The sequence below is a fragment of the Spirochaetia bacterium 38H-sp genome (assembly GCA_039023545.1).
Classification (GTDB): Bacteria; Spirochaetota; Spirochaetia; order Winmispirales; family Winmispiraceae; genus Rarispira; species Rarispira pelagica.
Map to the genome: position 1 here is coordinate 444,224 of JBCHKQ010000001.1, position 16,368 is coordinate 460,591.

Here is a 16,368-nt window from a genome sequence, read left to right on the forward strand (position 1 = left end):
AAGAATATAATATTTTTTATATATAGCGTCCAGTTCTGCTATATTATTTGCAAATTATAAATCAACTGTTTACAATATTAATATAGCCTTTGCATGGGGGTAATATGAGCCAGGTTAAAATAAATCAGATAGAAATAAATAACAGGGCAGCTCAATTTATAGAAGATAAGCAATATGTAGAGGCGATAAGATTGCTTGAAAATAATATTGGACTAACATCTTCCAATACGGCACTTTTGTATAATCTCGCCATCGCCTATGAGGGGGTAGGGGACTATAGTCAGGCTATGGATTTTTTAAAAAAAGCACTTGATTCTGAAAAAGAAAAAAAAGCAGAAATCCTAGGTGAGATGGCGTATTGTCTTTTTAAACAGGAAAATTATGATGAGGCAATGGATATGTGCGAATCTGCTCTCAGCGTGGATGCTGCTTGTTCCAGAGTCTGGAATCTCAAAGGAGTTTTATTATTTCTTGGAAAAAGTTATGAGCAGGCCTATGAGTGTTTTGAAAAATCAGTAGAAATAGACAGTAGCTGTGCAGATGCTTGGTTTAATCTTGCTGATACTTGTGAGCTTCTTGGTAAGAAAGAAAGAGAAAAACAGGCAAGAGCTATGTATGATAAGCTCATCAAAGGAGAGTAGATATGACAGAGCAAGAAAAAGAAATCATGGAGTTAAATAAAAAGATAGAAAAATGGAAAGAACAAATACAGCATGACAAGAAGCTTATAGAAAAATACGAGCAGTATATAGCCAATGCTGAGGCAAGAATAAGCTATCTTAAACGTCATTTAAAAGAAAAAGAAGAAAAATAGCAGAAGGTTTTGTTTGACAATCTGCTATGTCGGGAGTACAATTTATATTAGGAGGAGATATGACTCCACCTGATGTTTTTTGCCGGCTTTGAGCCGGTCATTAGGTTTCTTTTATTTGTTTTTTTAAAAGGGATGGCTTGGTTATGAGATTTATTCTCCTCTGCCAGCCTGAAAAAGCCAGCCATACAGCTGGCTTTTTTCTTTTATTGTATTATAGTGCCTGTAAATTCTTTTTTGTCTAGAATATTAGAAAGATTTTCCAAATTTCTTCCTGACGCAAGTATTACCTTCATTCCGAGTTCTTTTGCTTTTTTTGCAGCAACAGGGTCAAAAGGAACGTTTTTGCCGGGTGTCCACTCTTCTCCTATCATGGATATAAAATCATTCCAGCTTATGGAAGAGATTTTTTTTGCCTTGGGATTTTTTCTGGGGTCTTCACTATACAGCATTTCTATGTTGGAAAGGTTTAAAATTTCTTTTGCTCCAAATCTTTCTCCAAGTACTACGGCATCAAAATCAGTGGAAAATCCTGGTTTCCAGCCGGCTGCTATTAGTATTTTCCCTGTAAAGTTGAGTTCTTCCGTAGGATCTGTTACCACGGGGTCTTTGCATTCGTTGTAAAAAACAGCTTTTATAAGTTGTGCATTAAGTCTTGTGGCAGCTATACCTATCCAATCTTGAGCATCAGAGTTGTTTTTCCCTGTTATTTCTCTGTAGGCATTCTGATATTTTCTTGCCGGGCCTCCTCCTCCCACAACTAGGATAAACCTTAGCTCTTTGTTTTTTTCAAGATGAGAGGCTATGAGGTGATAAAAGGATTTTATAAAATCGATATCGATGTTGTCGGGAACTACAATGGAGCCACCCAGGGATATTACTACGGTTTCCATCTATAAATCTCCTATTTTATTAATCTCAGATTATAGTATATATTTTTACACGTAAAGGTGGTATATGTCAGAACAGATTATTATTATTAAAATATGGATATAAGCTATATATTGGAATCTTGGCCATATGATCCTGAAGATAATGTGAGAATAATAAAGACAACTGATAACAGAGATGTTGTTCAGGTTAGGCTCCCTTATGGAATAGAGCAGTATGAACTTACAAATAGGCCTGACGGTCTTAAACCTGATGGGTTTCTTTCTTATCTGGATAAGGTAAAAGCTGCCTTGTCAGAATATGTAAAAATCAATGGGAGTTTAGATGGTTTTTTTCTTAGTGCGGATGATTTCCGTGCTTTGGAAGAAGAAGCTACTCTGTATTATTATAGATATGTCCATCTTTTTAAGCTTGGAGAATTTGAGTTTGTAGTTGCGGATACTGGGCATAATATAGATATATTGGAAATGGTGAGGAGTTATTATTCTGGAGATGACAAAATAAATATGCTGCAATATTCTCCTTACATTATAAGAATGCATTCTGTAGCTTCTGCCATGCTTTTGTTGAGAGAGCAGGATATTGTAAGCGCAGAAAGAGTGTTAAAGGATGCACTTGATATGATATATTCTACCCCGGACGAAGATTCTCCCATCTATTTTTTTGAGAAGCTTAGATCCGTATCCTATATCAATTCTTTTGTTTCTCAGCTCAAAGATATGGAACCAGATCCTCTGGAGGAGTTAAAGAGGCAGCTTAAACTTGCTATAGAAAAGGAAAACTATGAAAAAGCTGCTGAGATAAGAGATAGATTAAGACGACTGTCTTCTGATTCTTCCCATTGACAAATCAATATTCTTAAGGAAATATGTTATATTAATATTTCTTATGGGGTTTTTCCTGTGTTAAAAAAGAGCTTACTGTTTTTTCTTATGTTTTTATTTGTTTTTTCGGTATTTTCTCAGGATGTTGTAACTGCGGAAGATTTTTTTTCTGCTTTGTCTGACAGATATGCACAGCTCAAAGATTATGTTGTTGATATCGTTATTACAAAAGAAGACGATGTGATGAAAGGTACTCTATATTACAAGCATCCTGATAGGCTTAGAATAGATTTTTCAGAGCCTGAAGATCAGGTCATTGTTGCAAATAGAAAAGAACTATATATATATGTGCCTTCGGAAAGGATTGTTCTTCAACAGACTTTATCAAAAGGAAGCAGTTTGTCTGTAGTAACTTCCAAAGGTTTGTCTATTCTTGATGATTATTACTATAAAGCATATCTTTTTAGTCCTGATTATGTTCCTCTTGATGAGGATACGGAGGGAAACGGAGCCTCTGCAGAACAGGTTATAAAGCTTAAGCTCACATGGAAAACTACGGATGTAGGATATCGCTCTCTTGTCATAAGTGTCGCAAAAGATGGATATATAAGAAGAATAGAGGGTGTGACTATTGATTATGAGAAGATACAATTTGATTTTATTAATCTAAGAGCAAATCAGAATATTCCGGAATCCAGGTTTGAGTATGAGACTCCTGCTTCTGCAAACGTTTACTATAATTTTTTATTTGATTCCGAATAAGCTAATGTTATCGGAGGTGTGATGGAATCTCTCGGGCGGATATTAAAAGAAACCAGGGAATCAAGGGGGCTTTCTCTGGTCCAGGCAGAAAAAGAAACTTTTATTCTAAAATCTTATCTTGAGGCGCTGGAACAGGAAAACTTTTCTGTTTTTCCTGGAGAAACATATCTTCTTGGTTTTTTGCGTTCTTATTCCGAATATTTGGGACTTGATGCTGCCAGGATGGTTTCTTTATATAAAAATATTGTAAAACAGGAACAGGAACCCCCAATAGAAGAGCTTGTAGGTCAGAAAACTTCGTTTTCCCTTGTGCATATACTTGGCATATTTGCAGCTGCAGGAGCAGTGGCTTTTATTGTCTGGTTTTTTGCGTTTAGAGAGCCTGTTGTTGGTCAGACTGCTGTATCGGAATCTCAAGAGTTATCTTTGCTGGATTTTACCGGCGGAGTAATGGAAAAAACTTTTTCCGAAGGTAGCGGAGTAAATGTTCTTATAAATGATAGTTCTTATCCTGTTGTTTTCAAAGAATTTGCGGATTCTCATGTCGTTGCGGAGTATTCTGATGGTAAGTTTGTAAATATTCCTCTCAGGGGTGAGCTGAAGCTTGATATAACAGGTGATGGGGCTCCTGATATAAAGATTATTGCAAGAGATTATATGGAAAAAGCTTCTGGTAAGGAGCTTGTTATAAGAATTGACAGGGCTGTAAACATGCCGAGTCCTCAGGGGCCTTCTGATATGCTTTCTGTAGAAGAGAATGAGATTATTGCGAATAGCGGGGATTCTCTTCTCTCTCCTATAGGTTCCACTTTGGAATCTTCCAGAAAGCTGGTTTCTTATTCTGTTCTTACTTCTTCTGAGAAAGAGATTATGTTGCTTGATCTCGGTTTTAGAGGGCCTTGTGTTGCTCGGATAAAGATAGATGATGGAGAGCCTGTAGAGAGGTTCTTTAAGAAGGGTGATGTCTTTAGAGAGAGTGTTAAGAATAGGGCTTTAGTCTGGGTTTCTAATGCGGGTATTGTTTCTGCTCGCGTTTCCAACAAAGAGCTTCCTCTTGGTGAGGAAGGAGAACCTGCTGTCTGGATGCTGACATGGGTGAGAAACAGGGATGACGGACAGTATCAGCTGGAAATGGTTCCTGCTTATTAACGGGTGATATTTTTATGCCTAGTTTTTTTATAGACTCTTTGGGTTGTGCAAAGAATCAGGTGGATTCTGAGTATATCATAGCTTTGTTGCAGGATAAGGGATGGGTCCTTGCTGATTCTGCGGAGATTGCAGATGTTATAATAGTAAATACTTGTGGATTTATAAATTCTGCAAAGCAGGAGTCCATAGATACTGTTCTTGAGTTTAAATCGCTTTTCCCTCAGAAAAAAATAGTTGTTGCTGGTTGCCTTTCTCAGCGCTATGGAAAGGAGCTTTATGAGGAGATGTCAGAAGCCGACGCGGTTGTGGGAAATTCTAATCTCATACAGGTCGTGGAGGCAGTGGAGAAGGTTGTTTCTGGTAGACGGGCACTTGTCCTCTCTGATGATAGGAGAGAGCTTGATATAAAAAGACGGAGCAGATTTTCTTTTCCTGGTTCTGCTTATGTCAAGATTGCGGAGGGGTGTGACAATCGTTGTGCGTATTGTGCTATTCCCATAATACGTGGACCTTTGCTAAGCAGATCCGTGGAGAGTGTTCTTGATGAGGTGGATTTCCTTCTCTCTTCTGGAGTAAGGGAGCTTAATCTTGTAGCTCAGGATCTTGCTTTTTTTGGTAAGGATAATGGTCTTGACGATGGTCTTGTTAGGCTTGTTTCTTCTATTTTAGAAAAGAAAGGTGATTTCTGGTTGAGGCTTTTATATATACATCCTTCTCATTTTCCTAGAGAACTTATTTCTATCTGTAAAAACGATAAGAGATTTTTGCCGTATTTTGATATTCCTTTTCAGCATGCTTCTTCTTCTGTGTTATCTGCAATGGGGAGAGGTGGGGATAGGGATTCCTTTCTTGATCTTGTTTCTTTTATCAGGTCAGAGATCCCGAATGCTGCTTTGCGTTCTACTTTTTTGCTTGGTTTTCCCGGTGAGAAAGAGTCCGATCTTGTGCTCCTTAAGGATTTTTTAAAAGAGGCTGCTTTGGATTGGGCCGGTTTTTTTGTGTATTCTCCGGAGGAGGGGACGCGGGCTTATAATTTGTATTCTGCCATGCCAGAGGATTTGCGTTCTGAGCAGTCTTCATTGGCAGAAAGGTATCTATTGGAGTTGCAGACTATTCAGGAGTCTGTTTCTTCTTCTTGTCTTGATGCCAGAGTGGGGAAAATAGAGACTGTTCTTATAGAGGAAAAAATAGAGGGAGAGGATTTGTATCTGGGTCGTGCATTTTTTTCTGCTCCAGAGGTAGATGGTTTGGTTGTTGTTCATGGGGATGATTTGCCTGTGGGTGATTTTGTTAGATGCAGGATTGTTGCTCGTAATGGGATTGATTTAGAGGCGCTCTATCTGTCAGAATGATTTTTATGAAGGCCTCCAGATATTTTATTGTTTTTTTTATTCTTATCCTTTTTTTTTCGTGTTCTTCCAATAATCCACGTGATGTCGCAAGGGCTTTTTTGTCTTCTCTTGTGGCTTTGGATTTTGAAAAGGCTTCTCTATTTGTTACAGAGGATTCTCGGGGTGATTTTGATATGTATGTGGCTTTTCTTTCTCTTATTCCTGAGGAAAAGCGAGGACAGCTGGCTGTCCGAGCGTTCGGTATTATCGATGTTGCTGTTGAAGGTGATAAGGCCAGGGTGCTTTATAAGATAGAGGATGAGGCTGTAGACGAGCTTTTTCTTGTAAGAGAGAATGGTTCTTGGAAGGTAGATTGGTTTATGGAGTTTTGAGTTATGTTTGAATATCTGGAATCGTTGAATCCCAGTCAACGGGAGGCTGTTCTTCATGCCGGCTCGCCTCTTCTTATTCTTGCCGGTGCAGGGTCAGGGAAGACAAGGGTGATTACTGCAAAGATTGCTTACCTTGTAGATGCTGTTGGTGTTCCTGCCAGGCAGATTCTTGCTGTTACTTTTACCAATAAGGCTGCCAGGGAGATGTATGAGCGTGCGGTCAGGTTTTCTCCTAGGGCTCAGGGGGTGATGATACGGACGTTTCACTCTTTTGGTGCGTGGGTGCTGCGTTTGTATGCTGCCGAGGCTGGCTTGGCTGAGGGGTTTTCCATATATGATGACGATGATTCCCGGGCTCTTCTTGCTTCTTGCCTCGAGGGGGAAGAGAAAAAAAGGTTGTCCAGATATGCGTGGGGAATTGCCAGGGCTAAGGATTATGCTCTTCTTCCGGATGATGATTTGTCTGTTATTATGGATGATGATGAGTTTCCCGATGTATATCGTCGTTATACAGAGAGGCTTAGACAAACAGGTAATGCCGATTTTGGCGATCTTATTTTGCTTCCTCTGCTTCTTTTGCGTGATCATGAGAAGGTAAAAGAGCGTCTCAGAAGGCATTTCTCTGTGATTATGGTTGATGAGTATCAGGATTCCAATGTTGCTCAGTTTTTGCTGTTGCGGGAGCTCGCAGGTCCTGATACTTATGTGTGTGTTGTGGGAGATGATGATCAGTCTATCTACAGGTTTAGAGGAGCGGAGGTTAAAAATATTCTATCTTTTCCCAATGTGTTTGAGAATACGCGTGTTATAAGGCTTGAGACCAATTATCGTTCTTCTGCTACTATTCTTGAGGCTGCTTCTTCTGTTGTTGCCAACAATGTTGGAAGGATGGGAAAAACCCTTAAGCCTGTGCGTGATAATGGTGAGCCGTTGAGGATTATGTGTTTTGATTCTGCCGAAGAAGAGGCTGATTATTGGGCAGATTTTATTGCAAAAAATGGTTATGAAGATACGGCTATTCTGTATCGTTCCCATTTTATGTCCCGCCTTTTTGAACTTGCTTTTTCCAGGAGAGGAATTCCTTATACTCTCGTAGGCTCCTTGCGCTTTTATGAAAGGGAGGAAATCAAGGATTTGCTTTCTCTTATACGGCTTGTCCTCAATCCTTATGATAGAGTTTCTTTTCTCCGGATTATCAATAAGCCTGCCAGGGGGATTGGCGCGCGTTCTCAGGATAAGCTGGTTAATTTTGCTGTTTCCAATTCTGTTAGTTTTCTGGATGCCTGTGATGCTGCAGATTCTTTTCTTTCTGCCAAGGCTGCTTCTTCTGCTAGGGCTTTTTCTTCTTTTATAAGGGCTGCTTCTTCTGATATCAGAGCAGCCTCTCTGGATGAGTGGATGCTGGGACTTGTGCAGCGTAGTGGGCTTGGAGACTATTATATGGGTTATGATGATATAACTGCCAGGCAGAAGCAGGAGAATATACGGGAATTTGTTGCTTCTGCTCGTGATTTTCCTTCTTCTGTGGACGGACTCGTTGCTTTTCTGGAAAATACGGCACTTGAAGGTGCTGTTGACAGTGGAGAAGATGATGGTGTTATGCTTATAACTATGCATACGACAAAGGGTCTTGAGTTTTCTCGTGTGATTATAGTAGGGCTAGAGGAAGGTGTTTTCCCGCCTTGGTCTGCTGATTCTCCAGAGGATATTGAGGAGGAACGCAGACTTTTTTATGTTGCTTTGACCAGGGCCAAGGATGAGCTTTTTTTGAGCTGGTCAAAAAGGCGTGTGATTTATGGTAAGTCAGCGTACCAGCAGCCCTCCCGTTTTCTGGATGAGATTCCCCCGTCATGTGTGGAAAGGGCTTTTTCTGCCTATGCAGATAGTGAGTATTCCGTAGGTACTCCTGTGTATCATGACGATTATGGCTATGGTGTTGTTATAAAAAGCTGGTATAATGGAGATAATCTTGTCGTATCCGTACGTTTTGATAGTGGTTCGGTATGTCAGTTTTTGCCGCAGTATATGACGCTTGAGAGGTTGAGTAGTGATTGATGGCGCATATGAAACAGAGCTTCTCAATTTTCTTCCTCGCATAAATAGGGCAAGAGGCTGGAGAGTTTACGATAAACAGGGAAACAGATTTATAGATCTAGGAATGGATGGTGCCCGTGCAGTTTTAGGATATCGGCCAGGGTTGGTAAACAAGTATATAAAGAATGCTCTATCAAAAGGGGTTACCACGCCTTTCCCGAGTGTGTATTCTTTTAAACTTAAGCAAGCTCTTAAAAAATGGATTCCTGGTCTCAGGAATATTGTCATATTTAGAGACAGCTACAGATTATTTTCTTATTTAAAATCGGAGATGGGTATTGATACGCATAGCATCTCTGATCCTGCTCTTACAGATTATGCATCTGCTGTTTCTTATGTTAGGCCTTTTTTATCTCTTCCTGATAGTGATTTTTTTATTCCGGTTTTTCCTGTCCCTGGTTTCTTGCTCCCTGCAGTTTTATGCAGCAGAAAGGATGTAGAACTTCCTTCTGATGAGCTGGCTAATCCTGTACTCCTTTCTGCTATGACCAGAAGTGTTTTTGATATTATTTTGGCAGAGAAAAAAAATGAGTTTTGGCAGGTGACTTTGGAATGTCCAGACTTTTTTACACAAAAAGGGCCGTATCTGGTATTTGCAAGAGAGTTTTCCGATTATCCTGCTGTATTCAGGTTTTTTCTTGATAGTGGGGTTATTCTGCCTGTTTCCTCAGAACTTCCGGGGGTATTCCCAGGTGAGATTTCTGATGGAGAGCTTAAGAAATTACAAAGGCTTTGCTTGGATGCTGCTAGTCGCTTTTAGGAGGATTATATGTATGATGAGATAATGATTTCCATATCGACACTGTGCTTTGTTTCTGTTGCGGCTTCTCTTGCAATTATTGTATGGACCAGAACGAGAAGTCTAGCATGGCTTCTTATCGTGGTTGGGGTTTTTACACTGTTTTTATCTTATACGTTTATATTGCTACAACGCTTTGGATTTTTATATTCTTTGCCTGATGTTTTTGGCTTTCCTCTTCTCGATGTACTTGTTATAAATCTGCCTATAATATTTTTTATCCTTGCTTTTATTGTTTTTCTTTTACAACATAGAAAGAAATGACTTTATCTTTATAATTATCTTTGTTTTCTTTTATTTTTAGTGCTCCTGCAGGGCAGTCTTCTTCCAATTGTCTTATAAGAATGGTCTTTGTTTCTTCTGTTATAACAGGTTTTTTTATAATAGTTATATTGTTTTTTATCTCAAAAATATCCGGTAGAGTTTCTTCACATATACCGCAGAGTATACATTTTTCTTTGTCTATATCAATCAACATGGTCTTCTCCTGCTTTTAAGATATTTATTTTTGAATATATTGACAATATGTATTATATTATGCTAGAGAAAAGTAAGAGGAGGGACAGATGCTTGCCATACTTATAGGGTTTGTATTAATAGCTTTTGGTCTTTATTTTGTTTTGCCTTTGAGTTGGACACTCAATTGGTGGAGTGATTTTCTTATTCTGCTAAAGGGAGGAATTCCGTTTTTCCTCTTTTTTATAGGACTTATTGCCATAATGGTAGGAATAGCGGATATTAAAGACAGAGCAACGGCAAAAAAGCTGGAAAAGAATAAAGATAAATAAGCACTGCACTTGACAAGATTTTTCTTGTATGAAAATATGTAACTCCATAATATGTGAATGAGGATAGGGATGAAGACTATATTTGTGAAACCGGAGACAATAAAGCAAAAGTGGTATGTGATTGATGCAGAAGGGAAGACCTTGGGTAAGGTGGCCGTACAGGCTGCTATGATCCTCAGAGGAAAGCATCGCCCCTATTATACGCCGCATCAGGCTGTAGGTGATTATGTTGTTATTGTTAATGCTGATAAAATAAAAGTAACTGGTGGTAAAGAAGAGAAAAAGCTTTATTACTGGCATACCGGTTATCCCGGTGGAATCAAGGTTGCAAGCCTTGAGAAGATGATGCAGAAAAAGCCTACTTTCCCTGTGGAAAAGGCTATAAAAGGTATGTTGCCCAAGAATCGTCTGGGAAGAGAACTTTTTAGACATCTTAAGGTTTATGCTGGTCCCAGTCATCCGCATGCAGCACAGAAACCAGAAGTTCTACAGTAAGAGGTGAGATTGTGGCTATCGATAATTTGGCTTTGACGACAGGAAGAAGAAAAACAGCAGTGGCAAGGGTCTTTTTAAGAAATGGAAATGGTAATATTGTTATCAATGGCAAGAGTCTAGACGAGTATTTTAACAGAGAAGACCATAGGATTATAGTAAAGCAGCCTCTTGTTGTTACTGATAATGAGGGAAAATTTGACCTTTATATAACTGTAAAAGGTGGCGGTATAAGCGGGCAGGCCGAGGCTATCCGTCATGGGATTGCAAGAGCACTTGCAGAGTATGACGAGACCAATGTTGCTTCTCTCAAGGCAAATAAGTTCCTAACGAGAGATCCCAGAATGGTAGAAAGAAAGAAATATGGACATAAGAAAGCAAGGAGAAGCTTCCAGTTCTCCAAGCGTTAGTCTGAGAATAGTATCTGTTACCAAAGAGGGAGCACCTTCCGGATGTATGGCTGTGCATGCGGATGATGGCTCCCTTTTGTTTTTGTCACATTCCTGTATAAAAAAGCACTCCGTAAGTGAGGGCTCTTTTTTTTATTCTAAGCAGCTTTCTTCTATTGCTGCAGAAGACGAACGGTATAGAATCAGTCTTTATGTGGACAGACTTCTCAGAAGGTTCTCCTATCCTGTGTCCGTTCTAAGGAAAAAGCTGCTTAATCGTGGCTTTTCTAAAGATGTTGTGGAGGATTTCCTTGTCAGCTTGAATAAAGCTGGTCTTGTTGATGATGAAGCCTATGCAAGGATGTGGGTGCAAAGTAGGATGGAGAAAAGCCCACTTTCTCCTGTATATCTTAAAGCAAAGCTTGTACAAAAGGGAATAGATGCAAGTGTAGCTGATAGAGTAGTCAATAGCTTGGAAGAGGATGTTGTGATGGACTCTGCTTTTGATTATGCAAAAAAACTTGCCAGGCAGGGACTGGATATAGAAAAAATTGCCTCTCGCCTTAAAAACAGAGCGTATCCATATAACATGATAAAAAAAATTTTGCATAAAATAAAAGCATAATCTTGTTTATATTTGTTATATATTTTACGATGATATAAATATGACCGCTTTTGCGGAGTTGTTATGAAAGATGATTATCTTGTAGAGGGATTTATATCAAAAAAGAATTTGCTGGAAGAAAGCAAAAAAGATCTCTACACAAGCGAGCTGTATCATAGAGTCAAAAATGATATCACCCTTCTTATGAGCTATCTGTCTTTAAAGGAAAATGAGCTTTCTTCTGATGCTGATAGGCAGGTACTACGTTCTGTGATATCCCAGTTTAAGGCTCTGACAGTAATGTATGACTTTATTGTCTCTTCTTCCAATAAAAAATTGGTTCTATTCAATGAGCTACTTGAGAGGACAATAGCTGCTACCCTTGCTATACACAGCGCTTACAGAGATATTGATATAGATTTTATGCAAGATGAGGTCTGTATGTCTTCTAGGCATGCTATGCCGCTTCTTCTGGTCTGCAACGAGCTTATTACCAATGCCATAAAGCATAGTCCTGTTGGGCACAACTTGTGCGTAAAAATAGGGCTCAAAAAAAATAGAGGTAAGGCCTGCCTTAGTATTTCTGGTGGCAATGGAGATTTTGACCCGTCTGAGAAGATGTCAGAGGGCTATGGCCTCATGCTGGTAAAGGCGCTTGCTTCTCAGGCTGACGCGGATATTAGTTTTGACCGGAGCACCGGTGCGTGGAATATAAGCTTTCTGAGTCTGTGCTGAGTGCATTTTGTTTTATTGTCTTTCCATTATTGTTTAAAAAGTCTATTTTTATACCGAACGCAGCGCATGCATATGCATACGCTGCTGCCTCCGGCGTGGATAAAAGCAGGAATAGAGATTAGATATATTCTTTTACCTGTTTGCCGAAGGCAGGAGGAGACGAGCATCTACTGTTGTTGGATGTTTTTATAGCGAGTCTCCGACGTTCGGTATGTTGTTTTTTCGGAGATAGATATTGATGAGAGATGCAAATGCTCTTTTTGTTTTCCCTCCTGTTTATGATTTTGCTCTTTATGACCTTTTTCTAAAACCTTATGGGCTTCTTAGGATTGCAGAGTGGTTTAGGTCTGCAGGCTATGATGTGCGTTTTCTAAATTATCTTGATTACGCAGATGAGGTTGTCACAGCGCTTATGGGGCAGATAAAAAGAAGGGCAAATGGTACTGGCAAGTTTTTTAAAACCCAGTGTGATTTTCCTATTGCGGGATATGGCATAGGGCGTAAATTTTACAGGTACGGGATTCCGGCCGAGAGGGCAGAGGAGCTTTTGAGGGACTGGTATGCGGATAGTGCGCCTGACGTGGTTGTGTTTCAGTCAGGGATGACCTACTGGTATCCGGGGCTTGTAGAGGCACATGCTCTTGTCAGGCGTCTTTTCCCAAATGCGCTCACTGTGACGGGAGGGATATATGCAAGTCTGCTTCCTGAGCATTGCAGAGACTTTGTGGGGACTGATGTTGTTGCGGTAGGCAGGGACGTAAAAGAGATTGTCAAGGCTATTGCTGACAGGGGCTTGCCTATCCCTTCCGGTTCTGTGCCTTATGAGCCAGCTATGGATTTCTCTGTATGGAAAGATGCTGGTGTACTGAGAATAAATACGGGATGTCCTTTTTCCTGTTCTTATTGTGCTTCTTCAGCTATTTCTTCTTATTCTTCTGGTTCGGGAGAGATGGCCTTTTCTCTTTTCTCCCGTTACAGAGAACTGCATGGCACAAGAAATTTTGCATTTTATGATGATGCGCTGCTTGTAAATAAGGAAAAAGGTATTCTTGTCTTTTTGGACAAGGTTCTATCTGCTTATGGCAGTTCTGCGGGAGAAGAGATATCGTTTTTTTTACCCAATGCAATTCACGGAAGGCTTCTTGATTATGAGCTGGCTTCTCTGCTTAAACGTGCGGGGTTTAAGGAAATAAGAATAGGTTTTGAGAGTGCTGATGATGATTTTCATAAAGAGCATGATGGCAAGCTTTATATGGAGGAGTTTGAACGGGCTGTGGATATTCTTATAGATGCTGGCTTTTTACCATCTCAGATAAGAGTATATCTGCTTGCCGGACTTCCGGGCCAGAGAAAAGAGAGCGTGGAAAAATCTTTGAGCTTCCTGGAAAATTTCCCTCTCAATATTTCTGTTGCGGAATATTCTCCTGTCCCCCGCACTTTTTTATGGGAAGAAAGCAAAAGGCTTTCTCTTTTTCCTCTGGAAGAGCCCCTTTTCCATAATAACAGCCTTTTCCCCATGCAATGGGAAGGCTTTTCTCTTGATGACCTTGCCATTATAAAGAAAAAGGTGAGGCTTAGAAATGCTAACCTATTTTCTAATCATTAAAAAAGCGCTCTTTTAGATTATCCAAAAGACCTGTAGGCTTGGTTTTTCTTAATATACCTTCCAGCATTTCTTCCATAAGATGGGTGGGATTGGCTTCTTTGTTGAGTATCCTGTATACAGCTTTTATTATGGGAACCCTGAGATTGCTGTTTTTTGCAATCCGGTATGCTTGCCTTGATGCAAAAACACCTTCCGGCAGATATCCTATTCTGTCTATCTTGCTAATAAGGTCGTCTATGTTTCTAAAGGGAGTCAAGAGGTTCTTGGTCATTATCTCTCTGCCAAAACGTCTATTTCTTCCATAAATGCTCCTACAGGTAACGTCCAAGTCTCCTACTCCAGCTATGGAAGAAAAAGTTTCCGGATGGGTTGCGCCCATTGCAATGCCCAATGTTTGTATCTCATTGAGCCCTGCGGCAAGTAAAAGCGACTCCGTATTATCACCCACAAAGCTGGTTCCAGCGTCTTTCAATGCATCCAGCACGCCAAAAGCTATTGCAATGACATTCTTGAGTGCTGCAGAGACCTGTACACCTGTTGTATCAAGAGAAGAGAAAACTAGAAGCCTCTTGGTTGTAAGTAGATTCCTTATTCGTATGCTGTTTTTTGGATTTTTGGATGCACTTATAAGCCCTGTAAGCTTCCCTCTCCCAACCTCTTCTGCATGTGATGGACCGGATACATAAACCAGATTATCTTTATAGAAAGGGGGGAGAATCTCTTCCATAGCATCCAGTATCAACTTTGGTTCGCCGAATTTATCTGGAATAAACCCCTTGGAAAATACAGCTATGACAGGCTTTCCTTTCTGTACATCCGCTGTTTTGGCAATCTGCTGAGTAAGAGAAGGGATAAAAACCGACGGAGGAACCATAAGAATATAGTCCTTTTTTGATACAGCTTCTTCTACAGAAGTAGTTGCACTTATTCTTCTTGACAATTTTACTCCGGGAAGATATCTTGTATTTTCTCCCAGATTATTAATATCTTCCGCAACTTCTTTCTCGTATATCCACAGGTTAACAGAGTAACCATTATCTGCTACAGCCTGAGCAATGGCGGTTCCCCATGCTCCACCTCCTATCACACCTACCTTTCCCTTAAATCCCGGCATACTTAGATTAACTTTCATCACCATTGCCTCCGTAAAAAAATCTTATTTTTTTTGTATTGCCGTTTATAGTAGCTAAATACTATGCTATTATCAATAAAAATTCAAATACCGGGAGACTGTATGTCTACATCCAGAATACTGATTGCTTTATTGTTGTGCAGCTTTTTTATATATCCTCAAAGCATAGAACTTCCGGGAGAACTGCTACCGGGGAAAACCGTAACAGGCAAATTGAATAATGGAGAAACAAAGATACATACCTTTGTTATTACCTCCGAATATCTTGGGTTTCTTCTACATCTTGAGGTCTCTAGGGCAGGAGTTGAGCTTATCATAAAAAAAAATACAGAGATTGTTTATAGAGAAAATCTTGCAGAGAAAAACACAACAGTAAAAATGGCATGGTGGACAAATCCTGCGATAGAACCAGGTATATACACATTAGAACTCATTTCTCAAGAAAACAGTCCCCACGATTGTCTCTACAGTCTGGACTATTATATTCTGGATAATAAACCTGATTACATAATCAATCCCGATTCTATTACTACCATAGAAATAGTTCCTGAGCAGCTTGGTTTTGCCCTCTGTGAGATATATGTTCCAGATAAAACAAACACCCTCAGAATAGATGTGCTTGATGCAGATTTTGATGCAGACCTTTTTTTATTTTCACCGGATTCTCAGAAAGAGTACTATGACTTTTCTTACAAAGCGATAAATCCCTATACAAGAGAAACCCTTATCATAGATAAACCCTCTTCCGGAAAATATAAGCTGTTGGCAGGTGACTTATCTGCAAGGTGGCCGTATTACAACAAGCTTACTCTAAGTGTAAAGCTCTCCTCTGCTCCGCCACAAAAAGTAAAGGAGAGAAAAATGTCTTATACCGGTAATAGCCTACCATACGCAGTCATAGAAATCTTCTCAGGCTCATCATCTGGTACAGGCGTTATAATAGCACCACAATACATACTCACAGCTTCTCACGTAGTATCTGACAGAGCAGTCATAGCCGTAAGCACTGATAGAGCAAAACCCGCTATAGAAACCCTCAGAGGGGAAGTCGTATACAGAGACACAATCGCGGACCTTGCACTAGTAAAGATCACAGCAGGTTTCTATGACCAACTCGATTTGCAACTGGTACCTCCTCCGCTTGTCTTGTCTGATACGGATCCCTCATATATGACAAAGTACACGGTATGGGGATACTCCAGCGATATCAGTATAACAAGCAGAGCAATCATCTCGTGTATAGGAGCCTCTGTAGCCGGTTATGAGCATGCAAGCCCGCTGGGAAAAGACCTTGAGCTAATAAGATTGGATACCGCTACACCTCCGGGGTTCTCGGGTGCACCCCTATTGGATTCTGATAAAAAAATAGCAGGAATCATAATACAAACCTTAGAAGGAGATGAAAAAAGCATCACTATTGCAGTCCCAGCCTGGTATATAAAAAACTTTCTTAAAAAAGCCGGCATAAAATTCTAAAACACACAATACCGAACGCGCCGGGAGGCTGGCGCATCCCGGCGCTGCCTTTGGCATAAGAAAAAACAGCTTATAGACCGGTGATACAAGGCC

The 16,368-nt window shown here is 40.0% G+C and carries 20 protein-coding genes; 17 read left to right on the forward strand and 3 right to left on the reverse strand.

Going from position 1 to position 16,368, the window contains the following annotated elements:
- Positions 1 to 104 precede the first annotated feature (104 nt).
- Positions 105 to 641 carry a tetratricopeptide repeat protein gene (locus tag WKV44_01915; GenBank protein MEM5947291.1) on the forward strand — a complete coding sequence of 179 codons (537 nt, stop codon included), beginning with the start codon at positions 105 to 107 and terminating at the stop codon, positions 639 to 641.
- Positions 642 to 643: 2 nt separating this feature from the next.
- The gene (locus WKV44_01920) at positions 644 to 814 is read left to right on the forward strand and encodes a hypothetical protein (protein ID MEM5947292.1); all 171 of its coding nucleotides are present in this window, start codon (positions 644 to 646) and stop codon (positions 812 to 814) included.
- A gap of 203 nt (positions 815 to 1,017) precedes the next feature.
- Here WKV44_01920 and pyrH read toward each other — a convergent pair whose 3' ends face one another.
- Positions 1,018 to 1,704: a UMP kinase gene (gene pyrH, locus WKV44_01925; protein ID MEM5947293.1), complete on the reverse strand. Its 687-nt coding sequence runs from the start codon at positions 1,702 to 1,704 to the stop codon at positions 1,018 to 1,020.
- A gap of 93 nt (positions 1,705 to 1,797) precedes the next feature.
- Between pyrH and WKV44_01930 the strand changes: the two genes are divergently transcribed.
- From WKV44_01930 to WKV44_01965, 8 genes are all read left to right on the forward strand, one after another.
- Positions 1,798 to 2,547 carry a UvrB/UvrC motif-containing protein gene (locus WKV44_01930; protein MEM5947294.1) on the forward strand — a complete coding sequence of 250 codons (750 nt, stop codon included), beginning with the start codon at positions 1,798 to 1,800 and terminating at the stop codon, positions 2,545 to 2,547.
- Between the two features lie 87 nt (positions 2,548 to 2,634).
- Positions 2,635 to 3,288 carry an outer-membrane lipoprotein carrier protein LolA gene (locus tag WKV44_01935; GenBank protein ID MEM5947295.1) on the forward strand — a complete coding sequence of 218 codons (654 nt, stop codon included), beginning with the start codon at positions 2,635 to 2,637 and terminating at the stop codon, positions 3,286 to 3,288.
- 21 nt (positions 3,289 to 3,309) lie between these two features.
- Complete coding sequence (locus tag WKV44_01940; GenBank protein MEM5947296.1) at positions 3,310 to 4,437, forward strand: helix-turn-helix domain-containing protein; 1,128 nt, start codon at positions 3,310 to 3,312, stop codon at positions 4,435 to 4,437.
- 14 nt (positions 4,438 to 4,451) lie between these two features.
- The gene (gene rimO, locus WKV44_01945) at positions 4,452 to 5,789 is read left to right on the forward strand and encodes a 30S ribosomal protein S12 methylthiotransferase RimO (GenBank protein MEM5947297.1); all 1,338 of its coding nucleotides are present in this window, start codon (positions 4,452 to 4,454) and stop codon (positions 5,787 to 5,789) included.
- A 5-nt stretch (positions 5,790 to 5,794) separates the two neighbouring features.
- A complete protein-coding gene (locus WKV44_01950) occupies positions 5,795 to 6,160 on the forward strand; it encodes a hypothetical protein (protein MEM5947298.1) in 366 nt (121 codons plus the stop codon).
- 3 nt (positions 6,161 to 6,163) lie between these two features.
- Entirely contained in the window at positions 6,164 to 8,215 is a 2,052-nt protein-coding gene (locus WKV44_01955; protein MEM5947299.1) for an ATP-dependent helicase, read from the forward strand.
- Complete coding sequence (locus tag WKV44_01960; protein MEM5947300.1) at positions 8,208 to 9,014, forward strand: hypothetical protein; 807 nt, start codon at positions 8,208 to 8,210, stop codon at positions 9,012 to 9,014. The genes WKV44_01955 and WKV44_01960 overlap by 8 nt, the downstream gene beginning before the upstream one ends.
- A 9-nt stretch (positions 9,015 to 9,023) precedes the next feature.
- A complete protein-coding gene (locus tag WKV44_01965; protein ID MEM5947301.1) occupies positions 9,024 to 9,317 on the forward strand; it encodes a hypothetical protein in 294 nt (97 codons plus the stop codon).
- Here the strand turns inward: WKV44_01965 and WKV44_01970 are convergent.
- Complete coding sequence (locus tag WKV44_01970) at positions 9,283 to 9,531, reverse strand: ferredoxin (protein MEM5947302.1); 249 nt, start codon at positions 9,529 to 9,531, stop codon at positions 9,283 to 9,285. The two genes, WKV44_01965 and WKV44_01970, sit on opposite strands and share 35 nt — an antisense overlap.
- An 88-nt stretch (positions 9,532 to 9,619) precedes the next feature.
- Here WKV44_01970 and WKV44_01975 point away from each other — a divergent pair, with 88 nt between their 5' ends.
- From WKV44_01975 to WKV44_02000, 6 genes are all read left to right on the forward strand, one after another.
- A complete protein-coding gene (locus tag WKV44_01975; protein ID MEM5947303.1) occupies positions 9,620 to 9,841 on the forward strand; it encodes a hypothetical protein in 222 nt (73 codons plus the stop codon).
- Positions 9,842 to 9,910: 69 nt separating this feature from the next.
- Positions 9,911 to 10,336 (forward strand): 50S ribosomal protein L13, encoded by a 426-nt coding sequence (gene rplM / locus WKV44_01980; GenBank protein ID MEM5947304.1) that lies wholly within the window; start codon positions 9,911 to 9,913, stop codon positions 10,334 to 10,336.
- A gap of 11 nt (positions 10,337 to 10,347) precedes the next feature.
- Positions 10,348 to 10,743: a 30S ribosomal protein S9 gene (gene rpsI, locus WKV44_01985; GenBank protein MEM5947305.1), complete on the forward strand. Its 396-nt coding sequence runs from the start codon at positions 10,348 to 10,350 to the stop codon at positions 10,741 to 10,743.
- Positions 10,697 to 11,347 carry a regulatory protein RecX gene (locus tag WKV44_01990; GenBank protein ID MEM5947306.1) on the forward strand — a complete coding sequence of 217 codons (651 nt, stop codon included), beginning with the start codon at positions 10,697 to 10,699 and terminating at the stop codon, positions 11,345 to 11,347. Before rpsI ends, WKV44_01990 begins: the two co-directional genes overlap by 47 nt.
- Positions 11,348 to 11,410: 63 nt before the next feature.
- Positions 11,411 to 12,061 carry a sensor histidine kinase gene (locus WKV44_01995; GenBank protein MEM5947307.1) on the forward strand — a complete coding sequence of 217 codons (651 nt, stop codon included), beginning with the start codon at positions 11,411 to 11,413 and terminating at the stop codon, positions 12,059 to 12,061.
- A 238-nt stretch (positions 12,062 to 12,299) separates the two neighbouring features.
- Positions 12,300 to 13,667, forward strand: a complete 1,368-nt coding sequence (locus WKV44_02000) for a B12-binding domain-containing radical SAM protein (GenBank protein MEM5947308.1) — start codon at positions 12,300 to 12,302, stop codon at positions 13,665 to 13,667.
- On the opposite strand, the gene WKV44_02005 is transcribed toward WKV44_02000, so the two are convergent.
- Positions 13,657 to 14,799, reverse strand: coding sequence for an NAD(P)H-dependent glycerol-3-phosphate dehydrogenase (locus WKV44_02005; protein ID MEM5947309.1), 1,143 nt, complete (start codon positions 14,797 to 14,799; stop codon positions 13,657 to 13,659). The genes WKV44_02000 and WKV44_02005 overlap by 11 nt on opposite strands.
- 102 nt (positions 14,800 to 14,901) lie before the next feature.
- Here WKV44_02005 and WKV44_02010 point away from each other — a divergent pair, with 102 nt between their 5' ends.
- On the forward strand, positions 14,902 to 16,275 hold the full coding sequence (locus tag WKV44_02010; GenBank protein ID MEM5947310.1) for a serine protease: 1,374 nt from the start codon (positions 14,902 to 14,904) through the stop codon (positions 16,273 to 16,275).
- Positions 16,276 to 16,368: the final 93 nt, after the last annotated feature.

Coding starts and splice junctions, on each gene's coding strand:
- WKV44_01930 (MEM5947294.1), top strand. CDS start 1,798: ATGGATATAAGCTATATATTGGAATCTTGGCCATATGATCCTGAAGAT.
- WKV44_01940 (MEM5947296.1), top strand. CDS start 3,310: ATGGAATCTCTCGGGCGGATATTAAAAGAAACCAGGGAATCAAGGGGG.
- WKV44_01935 (MEM5947295.1), top strand. CDS start 2,635: ATGTTTTTATTTGTTTTTTCGGTATTTTCTCAGGATGTTGTAACTGCG.
- WKV44_01950 (MEM5947298.1), top strand. CDS start 5,795: ATGAAGGCCTCCAGATATTTTATTGTTTTTTTTATTCTTATCCTTTTT.
- WKV44_01915 (MEM5947291.1), top strand. CDS start 105: ATGAGCCAGGTTAAAATAAATCAGATAGAAATAAATAACAGGGCAGCT.
- WKV44_01965 (MEM5947301.1), top strand. CDS start 9,024: ATGTATGATGAGATAATGATTTCCATATCGACACTGTGCTTTGTTTCT.
- WKV44_02005 (MEM5947309.1), bottom strand. CDS start 14,799: ATGAAAGTTAATCTAAGTATGCCGGGATTTAAGGGAAAGGTAGGTGTG.
- rplM (MEM5947304.1), top strand. CDS start 9,911: ATGAAGACTATATTTGTGAAACCGGAGACAATAAAGCAAAAGTGGTAT.
- WKV44_01920 (MEM5947292.1), top strand. CDS start 644: ATGACAGAGCAAGAAAAAGAAATCATGGAGTTAAATAAAAAGATAGAA.
- WKV44_01970 (MEM5947302.1), bottom strand. CDS start 9,531: ATGTTGATTGATATAGACAAAGAAAAATGTATACTCTGCGGTATATGT.
- pyrH (MEM5947293.1), bottom strand. CDS start 1,704: ATGGAAACCGTAGTAATATCCCTGGGTGGCTCCATTGTAGTTCCCGAC.
- rimO (MEM5947297.1), top strand. CDS start 4,452: ATGCCTAGTTTTTTTATAGACTCTTTGGGTTGTGCAAAGAATCAGGTG.
- WKV44_02000 (MEM5947308.1), top strand. CDS start 12,300: ATGAGAGATGCAAATGCTCTTTTTGTTTTCCCTCCTGTTTATGATTTT.
- WKV44_01975 (MEM5947303.1), top strand. CDS start 9,620: ATGCTTGCCATACTTATAGGGTTTGTATTAATAGCTTTTGGTCTTTAT.
- WKV44_02010 (MEM5947310.1), top strand. CDS start 14,902: ATGTCTACATCCAGAATACTGATTGCTTTATTGTTGTGCAGCTTTTTT.
- WKV44_01990 (MEM5947306.1), top strand. CDS start 10,697: ATGGACATAAGAAAGCAAGGAGAAGCTTCCAGTTCTCCAAGCGTTAGT.
- WKV44_01955 (MEM5947299.1), top strand. CDS start 6,164: ATGTTTGAATATCTGGAATCGTTGAATCCCAGTCAACGGGAGGCTGTT.
- WKV44_01995 (MEM5947307.1), top strand. CDS start 11,411: ATGAAAGATGATTATCTTGTAGAGGGATTTATATCAAAAAAGAATTTG.